General features: G+C 61.0%; 14 protein-coding genes. 12 read left to right on the forward strand and 2 right to left on the reverse strand.

Translation table 11 applies throughout. The features are described 5' to 3' along the window. The first annotated feature begins 128 nt into the window (after window positions 1–128). From MPZ60_RS09990 to MPZ60_RS10000, 3 genes are all read left to right on the forward strand, one after another. Window positions 129–1,544: a malonyl-CoA decarboxylase gene (locus MPZ60_RS09990; protein ID WP_034351853.1), complete on the forward strand. Its 1,416-nt coding sequence runs from the start codon at window positions 129–131 to the stop codon at window positions 1,542–1,544. 113 nt (window positions 1,545–1,657) lie between these two features. Further along, window positions 1,658–2,674, forward strand: coding sequence for a tripartite tricarboxylate transporter substrate binding protein (locus MPZ60_RS09995; RefSeq protein WP_034351804.1), 1,017 nt, complete (start codon window positions 1,658–1,660; stop codon window positions 2,672–2,674). 162 nt (window positions 2,675–2,836) lie between these two features. Continuing rightward, on the forward strand, window positions 2,837–4,390 hold the full coding sequence (locus tag MPZ60_RS10000) for a malonyl-CoA synthase (protein ID WP_034351854.1): 1,554 nt from the start codon (window positions 2,837–2,839) through the stop codon (window positions 4,388–4,390). A 330-nt stretch (window positions 4,391–4,720) separates the two neighbouring features. On the opposite strand, the gene MPZ60_RS10005 is transcribed toward MPZ60_RS10000, so the two are convergent. Beyond that, entirely contained in the window at window positions 4,721–5,164 is a 444-nt protein-coding gene (locus MPZ60_RS10005; RefSeq protein WP_003080460.1) for a universal stress protein, read from the reverse strand. A gap of 188 nt (window positions 5,165–5,352) precedes the next feature. On the opposite strand from MPZ60_RS10005, the gene MPZ60_RS10010 reads away from it, so the two are divergent. The 9 genes from MPZ60_RS10010 to MPZ60_RS10050 all read left to right on the forward strand — a co-directional run bounded on the left by MPZ60_RS10010 (window position 5,353) and on the right by MPZ60_RS10050 (window position 13,595). Continuing rightward, window positions 5,353–7,734, forward strand: coding sequence for a cation-translocating P-type ATPase (locus MPZ60_RS10010; protein WP_034351805.1), 2,382 nt, complete (start codon window positions 5,353–5,355; stop codon window positions 7,732–7,734). Further along, a complete protein-coding gene (gene ccoS, locus MPZ60_RS10015) occupies window positions 7,734–7,871 on the forward strand; it encodes a cbb3-type cytochrome oxidase assembly protein CcoS (RefSeq protein WP_003056328.1) in 138 nt (45 codons plus the stop codon). The genes MPZ60_RS10010 and ccoS overlap by 1 nt, the downstream gene beginning before the upstream one ends. A 63-nt stretch (window positions 7,872–7,934) precedes the next feature. Further along, on the forward strand, window positions 7,935–9,371 hold the full coding sequence (gene ccoN / locus MPZ60_RS10020; RefSeq protein ID WP_034351806.1) for a cytochrome-c oxidase, cbb3-type subunit I: 1,437 nt from the start codon (window positions 7,935–7,937) through the stop codon (window positions 9,369–9,371). Between the two features lie 19 nt (window positions 9,372–9,390). Further along, window positions 9,391–10,023 carry a cytochrome-c oxidase, cbb3-type subunit II gene (gene ccoO / locus MPZ60_RS10025; protein ID WP_003063130.1) on the forward strand — a complete coding sequence of 211 codons (633 nt, stop codon included), beginning with the start codon at window positions 9,391–9,393 and terminating at the stop codon, window positions 10,021–10,023. 17 nt (window positions 10,024–10,040) lie between these two features. After that, entirely contained in the window at window positions 10,041–10,178 is a 138-nt protein-coding gene (locus MPZ60_RS10030; RefSeq protein WP_003063128.1) for a CcoQ/FixQ family Cbb3-type cytochrome c oxidase assembly chaperone, read from the forward strand. A 27-nt stretch (window positions 10,179–10,205) separates the two neighbouring features. Next, window positions 10,206–11,117: a cytochrome-c oxidase, cbb3-type subunit III gene (gene ccoP / locus MPZ60_RS10035; protein WP_003063126.1), complete on the forward strand. Its 912-nt coding sequence runs from the start codon at window positions 10,206–10,208 to the stop codon at window positions 11,115–11,117. An 82-nt stretch (window positions 11,118–11,199) separates the two neighbouring features. Next, complete coding sequence (gene ccoG, locus MPZ60_RS10040) at window positions 11,200–12,642, forward strand: cytochrome c oxidase accessory protein CcoG (RefSeq protein ID WP_034351807.1); 1,443 nt, start codon at window positions 11,200–11,202, stop codon at window positions 12,640–12,642. A gap of 126 nt (window positions 12,643–12,768) precedes the next feature. Beyond that, complete coding sequence (locus MPZ60_RS10045; protein WP_003063123.1) at window positions 12,769–13,074, forward strand: FixH family protein; 306 nt, start codon at window positions 12,769–12,771, stop codon at window positions 13,072–13,074. 257 nt (window positions 13,075–13,331) lie between these two features. Further along, a complete protein-coding gene (locus tag MPZ60_RS10050) occupies window positions 13,332–13,595 on the forward strand; it encodes a hypothetical protein (RefSeq protein ID WP_003063120.1) in 264 nt (87 codons plus the stop codon). A 63-nt stretch (window positions 13,596–13,658) separates the two neighbouring features. Here the strand turns inward: MPZ60_RS10050 and fnr are convergent, their stop codons facing one another. Beyond that, on the reverse strand, window positions 13,659–14,381 hold the full coding sequence (fnr, locus tag MPZ60_RS10055) for a fumarate/nitrate reduction transcriptional regulator Fnr (protein WP_034351808.1): 723 nt from the start codon (window positions 14,379–14,381) through the stop codon (window positions 13,659–13,661). Window positions 14,382–14,574: the final 193 nt, after the last annotated feature.

The following is a 14,574-nucleotide window of genomic DNA, read 5'->3' on the forward strand; positions in this document are numbered from 1 at the left end:
CGGTCTGCGTTTTTCATGGTGTGGTGTGCGAGGCGGAAAAACTGCACATAATGGCTGAAAGCGTTACTGCAATTGCGGTATCTGCTTCTTCAATGAGAGCATGATGGTGCTGGAACAAGGAGATGCATATGGGGTGGGCAGCCGAGTGGATTGAGCAAACCAAGCTGTGGGTGCGCGGTGCCGAGGGCGAGAAGGGCGACGCCCAGCATCGCCCGCTGGCGCAACGCCTGGAGGCCACCTTGCGTCGTGGGGAGGAGGCGCTGTCGCCGCGCGAGCTGCGCCGCTTGCTGCTGGACATGCAGCAGGTGGCGGATACCGCGCTCAGCGACGTGGAGGGCGGCCGTCACGCGCAGTTGCTGATGGATTGGTATGCCAAGGCCGATCTGGCAGCGCGAAAGGACTTCTGGCTGCTGGCGATCGAAAAGTTCGGCCCCGATGCCAAGGCGCTGCAGGCGGCCCGCGAGCGCTACGACAAGGCGGGCAGCGATGTGGAACGCGGCGAGGCCGAGATGAGCCTGCGCCGCGCCCTGGTTTCGTCGCGCACGCGGCTGCTGCAGCGTTTTGCCCAGCCCAAGGGCGGCATGGGCTTTCTGGTCGACATGCGCGCCGAGTTGCTGGCCTTGCCCAAGGCGGAGCAGCACTATGTGGCGCTGGACGCCGAGCTGGAGCATCTGTTTTCCAGCTGGTTCGATGTGGCCTTGCTGGAGCTCAGAAGCCTGAACTGGGACTCGCCCGCATCGCTGCTCGAAAAGCTGATCAAGTACGAGGCAGTGCACGATATTCGCAGCTGGGCCGATCTGAAGAATCGCCTCGACAGCGACCGCCGCTGCTATGGGTTCTTTCACCCGCGCATGCCCAATGTGCCGCTGATCTTTGTGGAGGTGGCACTGCTGGACAAGATGGCCGGCAGCATGGCTCCGCTGCTGGACGAGGCCGCAGCGGCAGCCGATCTGGCCAAGGCCAACACCGCCATCTTCTATTCCATCAGCAACACCCAGACCGGACTCAAGGGCGTGAGCTTCGGCGATTCGCTCATCAAGCATGTGGTGGAGACGCTCACCGAGGAGTTTCCCAAGCTCAAGCAGTTCGCCACGCTGTCGCCGATTCCGGGACTGCGCAGCTGGCTGAGCAAGAACGGCGATGCGGCTCTGGCGGAGCTCGACGACAAGCAAAAGGCAGCCCTGGAAAAAGTCGCCGGCGGAGTGAGCGCCGCGCAATTGCTGGCCGCGCTGGACGATCCGGGCTCGCTGCCGGAGAAATCGGTGGTGCGTCAGGCCGCCATGTTTTGCGCCGCGCGCTATCTGGGTCGGGAAACTGCCAAGGGTCGTCCGCTGGATGCCGTGGCACGCTTTCACCTTGGCAACGGTGCGCGCGTGGAGCGCCTGAACTGGGCGGCAGACCTGTCGTCCAAGGGGCTCAAGCAATCCATGGGGCTGATGGTCAACTATCTGTATGACCTCAAGCGCCTGGACAAGCACCGCAGCCTGTTGGCGCAGAGCAAGATTCCCGTTTCCTCGGAGATCGAATCGCTGTGCAAGGGTTGAGTGCATCGCGACTCGCGCTGCGCCCGGCCTGAGCCGGCTTGTTGCTGCTGCGTCTTCCAACCACAAGTCTGGCTGCGGCGATGCTGCTGACCAGGCGCGCAGAGGAGACATAGATGCAGGATTCTTGGGAAAAGAGCGTGGGTTTGCAGCGGCGCACGCTGCTGGGGGCGACGGGGGCGCTGCTGGCGGCTGGAGCATCGGGCTGGACGGGCATGGCCCAGGCATCGGAGTGGCCGAGCAGGCCTGTCAATCTGATCGTGCCTTTTCCTGCCGGCGGCGGCACCGACACCTTTGCCAGGCCTTTTTCTGCCCAGTTCGCCAAGACCTCGGGCAAGACCTTGGTGATAGACAACCGCGGTGGCGCGGGCGGTACGCTGGGCGCCAGCATTGCGGCCAAGGCCGTACCCGACGGCTACAACTTCTTCATGGGCGGCACTCACCATGTGATTGCGCCATCGGTCTACCCCAAGCTCGAATACGATCTGGAGCGCGACTTCATCCCGCTGGCGCTGCTGGCCAGCGTGCCGCAAGTCGTGGTGGTCAATCCCAAGAAGGTGACGCATGCCAGCTTGCAGGCTCTTGTACAGGACCTGCGTGCCAACCCCGGCAAGTACAACTATGCCTCGGCAGGGCCGGGCTCCTCGCACCATCTGGCGGGCGAGCTGTTCAAGCTGCAGACCAAGACCCAGATCACCCATATCCCCTACAAGGGCGCAGGGCCGGCGCTGCAGGACCTGATTGCCGGCAATGTGGACATGCTGTTCGATGGCCTGGGCTCATCGGCCCAGCATATCAAGGGCGGCCGCATCAAGGCCTTGATGGTGGCGGGCGCCAAGCGCAATCCCGCCTTCCCCGATGTGCCCAGCGCGGCCGAGTGCGGCCTGCCGGACTTCACCGTCACCACCTGGTATGGGCTATGGGCCCCCAAGGGCACGCCTGCCGCCGTGCAGCAGCAGATGCTGGACGAGGTGCGCAAGATCGGAGCCGCCGAGGACATCAAGGCTGCCTGGGCCAAGAACGGCGCCGATTACGGCCAGCTGAGCCAGCCGCAGTTTGCCGCCATGGTGCAAAGCGAGATCCAGCGCTGGGCCCATGTGGTCAAGGCGGCGAATGTGAAGATTGACTCCTGAGCCAGCTGGCTGCCTTGCGGGGCGCCCTTTGCTGGCGCCCCATTTTGAAGAAGTGATTTTTTCAGTGCCTGGCGCCACCGGCCAGGCCAGGGCCGGGCCTATGATGGCCATGGACCTTTTGCTTTCACCGTTTCCGAGTTCGACAGCATCACGATGACCGACATGCCTCAAGCCAATCTTTTCAGCGCGCTGCGCGCTGCGTTTCCTGCGGATCTGACGAAAATCGCCGTGGAGGCCATCGAGCCCGATGGCTCCAGCCTCTACTACACCTGGGCCGATCTGGAGCAGGGCAGTGCACGCATGGCCAATCTGCTGGCCTCGCTGGATCTGCCCGAGGGCAGCCGCATTGCGGTGCAGGTGGAAAAGTCGGTCGAAGCCATGATGCTCTACCTGGCCACGCTGCGCAGCGGCCATGTGTTCCTGCCGCTGAACACCGCCTACCAGAGCGCCGAGATGGAGTACTTCATCACCAATGCCGAGCCGGCCGTGGTGGTGTGCGCCCCCGGCTGTTTTGGCTGGGTGTCCAAGATTGCCTTCAACCACGGCGTGGGCCATGTCTACACCCTCGGCACCGATCGCACGGGCAGCTTGCTGGAGCGAGCGGCCCACCACAGCGACGAGCATCAGGTCGTGCCACGTCGCGCCGACGATCTGGCGGCGATTCTCTACACCAGCGGCACCACGGGACGCAGCAAGGGCGCCATGCTCAGCCACGGCAATCTGCTGAGCAATGCGGCCATGCTCAAGGTGTACTGGGGCTGGCAGGAAGGCGATGTGCTGATTCACGCGCTGCCCATCTTCCATGTGCATGGCCTGTTTGTCGCCATTCACGGGGCGCTGCTCAACGGCAGTCCCATGATCTGGTTTGCCCGCTTCGAGCCCGAGGCCGTCATGGCGCGCTTCAAGGATGCGACCGTCTTCATGGGGGTGCCAACCCTTTATGTGCGCATGCTGGCCGATGCCAGGCTGGATCGCGACATGGCCGCGCACATGCGTCTGTTCATCTCGGGCTCGGCTCCCATGCTGATCGAGACTTTCCGTGCCTGGAAGACGCGTACCGGCCACGCCATTCTTGAGCGCTACGGCATGAGCGAGACCATCATGCTGACCTCCAACCCCTATCAGGCAGATGCGCGCTATGGCAACGAGGCCGAGCGTCGCGGCGCAACCGTGGGCTTTCCCCTGCCTGGCGTGGGCGTGCGCATTCATGGCGATGACGGCAAGGCCATGCCCGCAGGCGAGATCGGCAATATCGAGGTGCAGGGCCCCAATGTCTTCAAGGGCTACTGGCGCATGCCCGAGAAGACGGCAGAGGAGTTCACGGCCGACGGCTGGTTCAAGACCGGCGATGTGGGCCTGCAGGACGAGCGCGGCTATTTCAGCATCGTGGGGCGCAGCAAGGACTTGATCATCTCGGGCGGCTACAACGTCTATCCGGCCGAGGTGGAGGGCTTCATCAACGATCTTCCCGGCGTGGACGAAAGCGCCCTGGTGGGCGTGCCTCACCCGGACTTTGGCGAGGTCGGCGTTGCCGTCATCGTGCCGCGCAAGGGCGCGCAACTGGATGGGCTGAAGATTCTGGAGTCGCTCAAAGCCAGGCTGGCCAATTTCAAGGTGCCCAAGCGCTGCTATGTGGTGGACAGCCTGCCGCGCAACACCATGGGCAAGGTCCAGAAGAAGCTGCTGCGCGATCAGTATCAGCAGGAGTTCTCCTGAACCCGGTCGAAGCGGACACCAGGCGTTGGTTTTTGGCTGCACTATTGGCTGCGTTTCAGGCGCTTGTCTTTTGACTTGACTCCTGAAAAGTGAGCTTATTGCGCAGCTTGCAAGGCAGATTCAGCATTGAATCGACCCAAAAATAAAGCAGCTTGTACGCAAGCTGCTTTTAATTTGTGAGTAGCAAACGGCGGCCCATGAGCAGCCTGTGTCACTGGATATCAGGGGTAAACCCAGCAAGGGGCGCCCGGCCAGGGGCGTCTCCCAGTACAGATGCCATCAGATGCCATCCTCTCAAGGGAAGCCGCTAAGCGGCTCAGAGAGATCCGATCAGCGCAGCACCAGCACCGGCACCGGTGAGTGCGTCAGCACATGCTGGGTTTCGCTGCCCAGCAGCAGGCGCTGCAGACCCTTGCGACCGTGCGAAGCCATGACGATCAGGTCGCAGTCATGCTTTTTGGCCATCTCCACAATCGACTCGGCCACCAGGTCGGAGTGGGCGATTTCGGTGGTGACATTGACCTTGCGCTCATGGCCAAAGGCTTTGACGCCGTTCAGCAGGGTCTGGGCCTGATTGGTCCATTGCTCCTCAACGCGCTTGGCTTCCTTGATGTCCAGCAAGTCGCTGCCTTCCAGGTAGCTGCGCGGATAGTGCGAGACAACCTTGAGCGCAATCACGCTGGCGCCGCACAAAGCGGCCAGATCCAGGCCTGCATGCACAGCCTTGTCTGAGAGTTCGGTGCCGTCGGTAGCAATCAAAATGCGGTTGTACATAGCTTTCTCCTTGGGTTGCATGCGTTGTAAATACAAGCATATGTCGATTGGGCAGTTAACGGTTGATTAATGTCAAGGTGGGTATCATCTGGCGTCGTTACGCTTGAAACATGTCCCAACACACTACTGTCCAGCCTTCCGCGGCAGAGCATGCTGTTGCTGACACCGGTTTCCTGAACTTGTCCCAGATGCACAGTCATCTGCTGGACGATCCGCAAGAATGGAGCTCGTTTGGTCGCCCCGCTGGCCAGAGCTCCAAGGCCCCAATCTCCGAGAACGCAACCGAGTCCCCGGTGTGGGATTCCTTTGTGGTTCTGGAGGGCATGCACTGTGCTGCATGTGCGCTGACCATCGAGGAGGCGCTTCGGGCTGTTCCCGGAGTGCAGGCAGCCGAAGTCAGTGCCGCAACGCGCCGAGCCCGTGTCGAGTGGCGTCCCGCCCAGGTGCTTCCATCGCAATGGATGGAGGCCGTATCGCGTGCCGGCTATCGCGCCTTGCCCGCGCGCGACGCATTTGCGCGCGAGCTGCGCCAGGCCGAGACGCGCCGTGCCCTGTGGCGCTGGCTGGTGGCCGGCCTGTGCATGATGCAGGTGATGATGTATGCATGGCCCGCCTACACGGCGCGGCCCGGCGACCTGTCGCTGGAGATGGAGACCTTGCTGCGCTGGGCATCCTGGGTGATTTCTCTGCCCGTGGTGCTGTTTTGCTGCGGGCCCTTCTTCAAGAGCGCGCTCAAGGACATCACCCAGCGCCGCGTGAGCATGGACCTGCCCGTGGCCCTGGGCATGTTGATCACCTTTGTCATCAGCACGCTGGGCACTTTTGATCCCTCCGGTCCCTTCGGTCAGGAAGTCTTCTTCGACTCGCTGACCATGTTTGTCTTCTTCCTGCTCACAGGACGCTGGCTGGAGCTGCGCCTGCGCGACCGCACGGCCGGTGCATTGGAAGCCGTGATGAACCGGCTGCCGGATTCGGTGCTGCGTCAGCAGCCCGACTCGGGAGAGTTCGAGCGTGTGGCCACGCGCCGCCTGCGTGTGGGTGATGTGGTGCGTGTGCTCACGGGCGAGGCTTTCCCCGCAGACGGCCGGATTCTGCGCGGCACCACCCATGCCGATGAGGCGCTTCTGACTGGCGAGTCCACGCCTGTTTTGCGCGCACAAGGCGATGCAGTCACCGCCGGCAGCTACAACCTGGACAGTGTTGTCGATGTGAGAGTGGACAGCGTGGGTGAGGGCACCCGCTTTGCGCAGATCGTGAATCTGATGGAAAGCGCTTCGCTGCAAAAGCCAACCCTGGCCCAGTTGGCCGACAAGGTGGCCCGGCCTTTTCTCGTTGTGGTGCTGCTGGCGGCGCTGGCCGCCGCCATCTGGTGGTGGCCCACCGACCCGGGCAAGGCCATGATGGTGGCCGTGGCCGTGCTCATCGTCACCTGTCCCTGTGCGCTTTCGCTGGCCACGCCCGTGGCCATGCTGACGGCGGCCGGCACCCTGGCGCGCAGCGGCGTGCTGGTGCGCAATCTGCAGGGGCTGGAGGCGCTGGCCGCCGTGGATACGCTGGTGTTCGACAAGACCGGAACGCTGACGCGCGACGGCCTGGTGCTGCGCGCGCTGACACCTGCTGAAGGTCAAAACACTGATGAGCTGCTGGCGCTGGCCGCCTTGCTGGCGCGCCAGTCCATGCATCCCGCTTCCAAGGCACTGGCGCAGGCTGCCGAGGTGGCCGAACTGTCTGCCAGCGCATGGCTGCTGGATTCCGTCCAGGAAATCGCTGGCAGCGGCCTCGATGTCTGGGTGCAGGCGCGCAGCAATACCGCCTTGCGCCGCCATCTTCGTCTGGGCTCGGCCGCGCATTGCGGCGTGCCCGAGTTGGCTCCGCATGAGCCAGGGCAGAGCGTGATGCTGGCCGAGGAATCGAAAGGTGGCTGGCTGCCCTTGGCGCAGTTCCATCTGAGCGAGGACGTGCGTCCCGAAGCGGCCCAGGTCATTGCCGACCTCAGGCAGCAAGGTGTGGCGGTGCAACTGCTCTCGGGTGACCGCTCTGCAGCGGTGCAAACTGTGGCCGCCAAGCTGGGCATAGAGCAGGCGCAGGGCGACTGCAAACCGCAGGACAAGCTGGCCGCCATGCAGGCGGCACAGGCGGCAGGGCATAAGGTTGCCATGGTCGGCGACGGCCTGAATGACGGCCCAGTTTTAGCCGGAGCGCATGTCTCTTTTGCTTTTGGTAAAGCAGTGCCGCTGGCACAATCGCAAGCAGACTTCGTGGTACTGGGAGACAGCCTGGAGTTAGTGTTGCAAAGCCTGTTGCTGGCCCGACGGACCCTGTCCGTGGTGCGCCAGAACCTGGGCTGGGCAGCAGCCTATAACGCGATCTCTATTCCTCTGGCCCTCGCGGGCTGGATGCCTGCCTGGCTGGCAGGGCTCGGCATGGCGCTGAGCTCCTTGCTGGTCGTCGCCAACGCAGCCCGTCTTGCACGTGCGTTGCCGCTGCAGGCTGCAGATAGCAACGCGTCCGCCCCCGCGCACCTTGCGCCGCGGGGCACCGTCATGCCACTGACTCAAGGAGGCCATTGATGGACATTTTGTATGTATTGATTCCGCTGTCGGTTGTTCTGGTCATGGCCATTGTGGCTGCCCTGTGGTGGGCCGTGTACCGGGGCCAGTTCGAGAGCGTGGAACAAGAAGGCGAGCGCATTCTTCGCGACGATTGATGTGGCTCAACGAGCCCGACCAGAAACCAATGAACACTTTGCAAGATATCTAAGAGGTGCCCGATGGAAGCAACAAATAACAATGCTGTCTATTACGACGACACCGTCGTAAGACAGTTCTCTATCATGGCCGTGGTATGGGGGGTGGTAGGTATGGCGGTGGGCGTGTTTATCGCGTCCCAGCTGGCCTGGCCGGAACTCAACTTCGGCATTCCATGGCTGAGCTACGGACGTCTGCGTCCGCTGCATACCAATGCCGTGATCTTCGCTTTTGGTGGCTCGGCGCTGTTCGCGACCAGCTACTACGTGGTGCAACGCACCTGCCAGACCAAGCTGTTCATGCCCAAGCTGGCCAGCCTGACCTTCTGGGCCTGGCAACTGGTTATCGTCGGCGCGGCCATCAGCCTGCCTCTGGGTTACACCCAGGGCAAGGAATACGCCGAGCTGGAATGGCCTCTGGACTTGCTGATTGCCGTGACCTGGGTGTCCTATGCCATCGTGTTCTTCGGCACTATCGGCATCCGCAAGGTCAAGCACATCTATGTGGCCAACTGGTTCTTCGGTGCTTTCATTCTGGCCGTGGCCCTGCTGCACATCGTCAACAATATTTCCATCCCCGCCGGCTGGATGAAGAGCTACTCGGCTTACGCCGGCGTGCAGGATGCGATGGTTCAGTGGTGGTACGGGCATAACGCCGTGGGCTTCTTCCTGACCGCCGGCTTCCTGGGCATGATGTATTACTTCATCCCTAAGCAGGCGGGCCGTCCCGTGTATTCGTATCGCCTGTCGATCGTGCACTTCTGGGCGCTGATCTTCACGTACATGTGGGCGGGTCCTCACCACCTGCACTACACCGCTTTGCCTGACTGGACTCAGTCCGTGGGCATGGTGTTCTCGCTGATCCTGCTGGCTCCCAGCTGGGGCGGCATGATCAACGGCATCATGACGCTGTCGGGTGCCTGGCACAAGCTGCGCGACGATCCCATCCTGCGCTTCCTGATCGTGTCCCTGTCGTTCTACGGCATGTCCACCTTCGAAGGCCCGATGATGGCCATCAAGACCGTGAACGCGCTGAGCCACTACACCGATTGGACCGTGGGCCACGTGCACTCCGGCGCTTTGGGCTGGGTGGGTCTGATCACCATGGGCTCTCTGTACTACCTGATCCCTCGTCTGTTCGGCCGCGAGAAGATGCACTCCGTGCCCGCGATCGAGCTGCACTTCTGGATGGCGACCATCGGCATCGTGCTGTACATCGCCGCAATGTGGATTGCCGGTGTGATGCAGGGCCTGATGTGGCGCGCTGTCAACCCCGACGGCACGCTGACCTACACCTTCGTGGAAAGCGTGAAGGCGACCTATCCCTTCTATGTGATTCGCGTGACTGGCGGTCTGCTGTATCTGGGCGGCATGCTGGTGATGGCATGGAACACCTGGAAGACCGCAATGGCCGGCCGTTCCGTCAAGGTGGCAGTGCCTGCCGTGGTGGCTCACGCCTGAGCATTGAGGAGCAAAAGCAATGTCTGATCAAAATAACGCAGCTCCCAAGAGCTTTTCGCACGAGAAGATCGAGACCAGCAACTTTTTGCTGATCGCGCTGACGCTGTTCGTGCTGACCATTGGCGGCCTGGTGGAAATCGTGCCGCTGTTCTTCCAGAAGTCCACGACCGAAGCCGTGGCGGGTCTCAAGCCCTACACGCCGTTGCAGCTGATGGGGCGCGACGTCTATCTGCGCGAGGGTTGCTACAACTGCCACTCGCAGATGATCCGTCCCTTCCGCGCCGAAACCATGCGCTACGGCCACTACTCGGTGGCTGGCGAGTTCGTCTACGACCACCCCTTCCAGTGGGGCTCCAAGCGTACCGGCCCCGACCTGCATCGCGTGGGCGGCAAGTACAGCGACGAATGGCATCGCATCCACCTGAACAACCCGCGTGACGTGGTGCCCGAGTCCAACATGCCTGCTTACCCCTGGCTGGAAGCCAACAAGGTGGATGACACGGCCGTGGCAACGCGCATGAGCGCGCTGCGCAAGGTGGGCGTGCCGTACACCGATGCGGAAATCGCCGGTGCTCAGGCCGAGGTCAAGGACAAGACGGAGATGGAGGCAGTGATTGCCTATCTGCAGGTCCTTGGTCGCGCCGTCAAGTAAGAGAGAAAGGGCTGGAAATGGATATCACCACCATGCGTATCGTGGCCACGCTGGCATCGCTGGCGTGTTTCGTGGGCATCTGGTGGTGGGCGTATGCCCGCCGCAACCAGGCCCGTTTTGACGAGGCAGCTCAGGTTCCATTCCTGGAAGACTGAGTCTGATCACCACAACGAGAACATCCCATGAGCGATTTCATTAACAATTTCTGGTCGGTGTATGTCGCGGCGATTACGCTGATCGGCATCTTTGGCTGCTTGCTGCTGCTGATTCTGGTGGCCCGCAAGAAGGTCGTTCCCTCGGGCGACAACACCACAGGCCATGTCTGGGACGAAGACCTGCGTGAACTCAACAACCCCATGCCCAAGTGGTGGATGGGTCTGTTCGTGATCACCGTGGTTTTCAGCCTGGGCTATCTTGTGGTCTACCCAGGTCTGGGCGGCTTCGGCGGCAAGCTGGACTGGAGCCAGACCGGCGCCTACGACAAGGAAATGGCCAAGGCCAAGGCGGACCTGGAGCCTCTGTATGCCAAGTTCACCAGCATGCCCACCGAAGAAATGGCCAAGGATCCTCAGGCCATGGCCATTGGCGAGCGTCTGTTCATGAACAACTGTGCGCAATGCCACGGCTCTGACGCTCGCGGCAGCAAGTCCTTCCCGAATCTGGCGGACGGCGACTGGTTGCATGGCGGATCTCCCGAGAAGATCAGGGAGACCATCACCAACGGCCGTATCGGCATGATGCCGCCCATGGCGGCAGCCGTGGGCTCGGCGGAGGATGTGCGCAATGTGGCGCACTATGTGCTGAGCCTGTCGGGCAGCCCTCACGATGCCGTCAAGGCTTCGCAAGGCAAGTCCAAATTCGTGGCCTGTGCGGCTTGTCACGGCATGGACGGCAAGGGCAACCCCGCGCTGGGAGCGCCCAACCTGACCGATGACATCTGGCTGCATGGCTGGGGCGAGGCGGCAATCGTCAACATCGTCAACAACGGCAAGCACAATGAGATGCCTGCCCAGAAAGAGAAGTTGACGGAGGCGCAAATTGCCGTGCTGGCTTCCTATGTCTGGAGTCTTTCGAATACGCAAAACCAGAAGTAATGCGTTTTTAAAAGGCGGTGCCCTGGCACCGCCTTTTTCGCGTTTCAATTTTCAGTAATTACAAAAATATTAAGGAACTGCGATGCCGTGCGATCAGGGGAAGCCCCGAAAAGTCATACCGATCACGCCTGAGCCTCATGAGGGCGGGCCTGAGTTGGTGCCTATGTTCGCTTCCGAGCAAAAAGTGTACTCACGCTCTATTAGCGGCGTGTTCTCACGGTGGCGCTGGGCCATGGTGTTTCTGACCCAGATCGTCTTCTACGGCCTGCCCTGGCTGCAGTGGGGCGAGCGCCAGATGGTGCTGTTCGATCTGGGGGCCCGGCGCTTCTATCTGTTCGGACTGGTGCTGTACCCGCAGGACTTCATCTATCTGACGGGGCTGCTGATCATCAGCGCACTGGGGCTGTTCCTGTTTACCGCCGTAGCCGGGCGTCTGTGGTGTGGCTTCTCCTGTCCGCAGACGGTCTACACCGAGATCTTCATGTGGATCGAAAGCAAGGTCGAAGGCGATCGCAGTGCCCGCATGCGTATCGACAAGAGCGGCTGGACTTTGGAGAAGATCTGGAAAAAGTCGCTCAAGCAGTTTCTCTGGATCGCTCTGTCTCTTTGGACAGGTTTCACCTTTGTCGGCTACTTCGTGCCCATCCGTGAGTTGGGTGTGGAGTTGATGGCCTTCCAGGGCAGCTGGCAGATTTTCTGGGTGGCGTTCTACGGCTTCGCCACCTACGGCAACGCCGGCTATATGCGCGAGCAGGTCTGCAAGTACATGTGTCCCTATGCACGCTTTCAGAGTGCCATGTTCGACAAGGACACCATGATCGTCAGTTATGACGCCGAACGTGGTGAAGCTCGCGGCCCGCGCAAGAAAGACGTTGACTACAAGGCTCAGGGCCTGGGGGACTGCATAGATTGCAAGCTTTGCGTTCAGGTTTGCCCCGTGGGCATCGATATCCGCAAAGGATTGCAGTACGAGTGCATTGGCTGCGGTCTGTGCATCGATGCCTGCAACTCCGTGATGGACAAGATGGAGTATCCGCGTGGCCTGATCCGGTTGACCACTCAGAATGCCGTGGCGAAGGCCTGGAAGCAGGTGCAGGTGATTCGCCGCATTTTCCGCCCGCGTGTGCTGATCTACTCGGCCGTGCTGGTGGCCCTCAGCGCTGCCATGATCGCCAGTCTGGTGCTGCGCGAGCCGCTCAAGGTCGATGTGATTCGCGACCGTGCTGCGCTTTCGCGCATCGTGGCGGGCGGCAAGCTGGAGAACGTCTACCGTCTGCAGATCATGAACGCCACCGAATCCGAGCAGCGCTACCGTATCAGCGCCGTGGGCCTGGAGAATCTGGAAGTCGCATCCGAGCAGGAAGTGAGCGTTGGCCCTGCAGAGACGCGCGGCATTGCGGTGCGGCTGCAGATTCCGTACGGCTCAGCAACTCCCGGCTCGCACCCCGTACACTTCAATGTGGATGCAGTGACTGCCGGAGCAGGGCGTATTTCCGAGAAGACGGTGTTCCTGGTGCCGCGTTAATGCCAGGTCTTGACGGTCTTCGTGAGCCATCACGGAGGCCGGACAAGGGCACCGCCAATCGGCAACAATTTATGCCACCCTGCCGTGTGTGCCTGGGTGGTCAGAATTTTGGAAAGAGGTTTCATCATGTCGGCAGCACAAGCCAAGGTCTCGCAAACGGCCAAGATCATCCACCCCGAGGACGGCAAGCCCTGGTGGAAGTTTGCCCATGTCTGGCTCATCATCGCCGGCCCGGTGATCGTGGTGATTGCCGGCTTTGTCACCGCATACATCGCACTGAGCAGGCCTGATCCCGTGATTGACCCTGACTACTACCGCCATGGCATGGAAATCAACCAGCGCCTGAGCGAAAGTGAAAAAAGCCTGGCCCCAGCAGTCACCGGCCGCAATCATGCGGCCACGCCAGCCAAGGACCATCCGCTGGATCGCTGAGTGCTCTGGCGCTTGCTCCGCCAAGGTCGCTTTTGCGGCCTTTTTTGTTGCCGATATCAAAATCAGAGCGTGTTGCGCATGTTCTGTCTAACGTTGATGTAGAAGTAAATGGTTTTTTGATATCCAGATGGCGCAGGATGCTCCTGAAAAGAGAGTAGTTCAGGGTTTCCCGCCACGGTGCATGCCCGCAGTCCTGCATGAACGGTCACCACTGTTGTGCAAAATATGACCAAGCCCACAGCCCAAGGAGAATCAGGATGGATGCTCGACGCTGGATGTGGATTGTCTGGCCGGCCTTTCTGGCGGCAGCAATCATGGAGATGGTGGTTTTCGCCTTTGTGGACCCGCTGGATGTGCACTGGCTGGGCTCCCCCCTGGACTGGTCGCGCCAGGCCATCTATACGGTCGCTTTTTTTGCCTTCTGGGTCGTGACCCTGATCGGAGGTGCGATGACGGTGATGCTGGGTCGCTCCGTCAGCGATCTCAATGGCGGCATCGTTTCCGAGCCTCTGCCCGATTAATTCGCACAGACAAAAAAGCCCGCTGTCCGCGGGCTTTGTCTTGAGAGTGTCTGTCGACTCGGTTCAGTTCTGGCATTGCTGGCTGTTGACGATGCGTTTGAGCGCCTCGGTATCCAGGATGCGCAGGTGGCGCTGCTTGACTTCCACAATACCTTCCTCTGCAAATTTGGAGAAAGTGCGGCTCACGGTCTCGAGCTTGAGGCCCAGGTAACTGCCGATTTCTTCGCGCGTCATGCGCAGCACCAGTTCCGACTTGGAAAAGCCGCGTGCCGACAGGCGCTGGACCAGGTTCAACACAAAGGCCGCCAGGCGCTCTTCGGCACGCATGCTGCCCAGCAGCAGCATCACGCCATGCTCGCGCACGATTTCGCGGCTCATGACCTTGTGCACATGGTTCTGCAGGGCAGTGACCTCGCGCGAGAGCTGCTCCAGTTTGTCAAACGGCATGACGCAGACCTCGGCGTCTTCCAGGGCCACGGCATCACAAGTGTGGTGGTCGTTGACGATGCCGTCCAGACCAATGATTTCGCCAGCCATCTGAAAGCCTGTGACCTGATCGCGCCCGTCTTCGGTGGCCACGCTGGTCTTGAAGAAGCCGGTTCGAATGGCATACAGCGAGGTGAACTCTTCGCCATTGCGAAACAGCAGCCCACCGCGCTTGACCTTGCGGCGCGTGGCCACAATCTCGTCAATGCGCTCCATTTGTTCATCGTCCAGGCCCATGGGCATGCACAGTTCACGCAGATTGCAGTTGGAGCAGGATGCTTTGATGGTCTGAAGATTCATGGGCTTTTAGCAACGGCGCAGACAGACACAGAGTGGAGAGTCGCGCTGGTCATTGACCTCGTGGTTGAAGATGAGATGGATCAAATTGTCGCAGCACTTGCCTTGAGGTCTCTTGATTTTCATCAAGGACAGGGTGATTGCCTTGGGGCACATTGCCTGTATTCGTTCAAAAACATGCGCTTTTGCCTATTTT

Source organism: Comamonas sp. 7D-2 (genome assembly GCF_022749555.1).
Lineage (GTDB): Bacteria > Pseudomonadota > Gammaproteobacteria > Burkholderiales > Burkholderiaceae_C > Comamonas > Comamonas thiooxydans.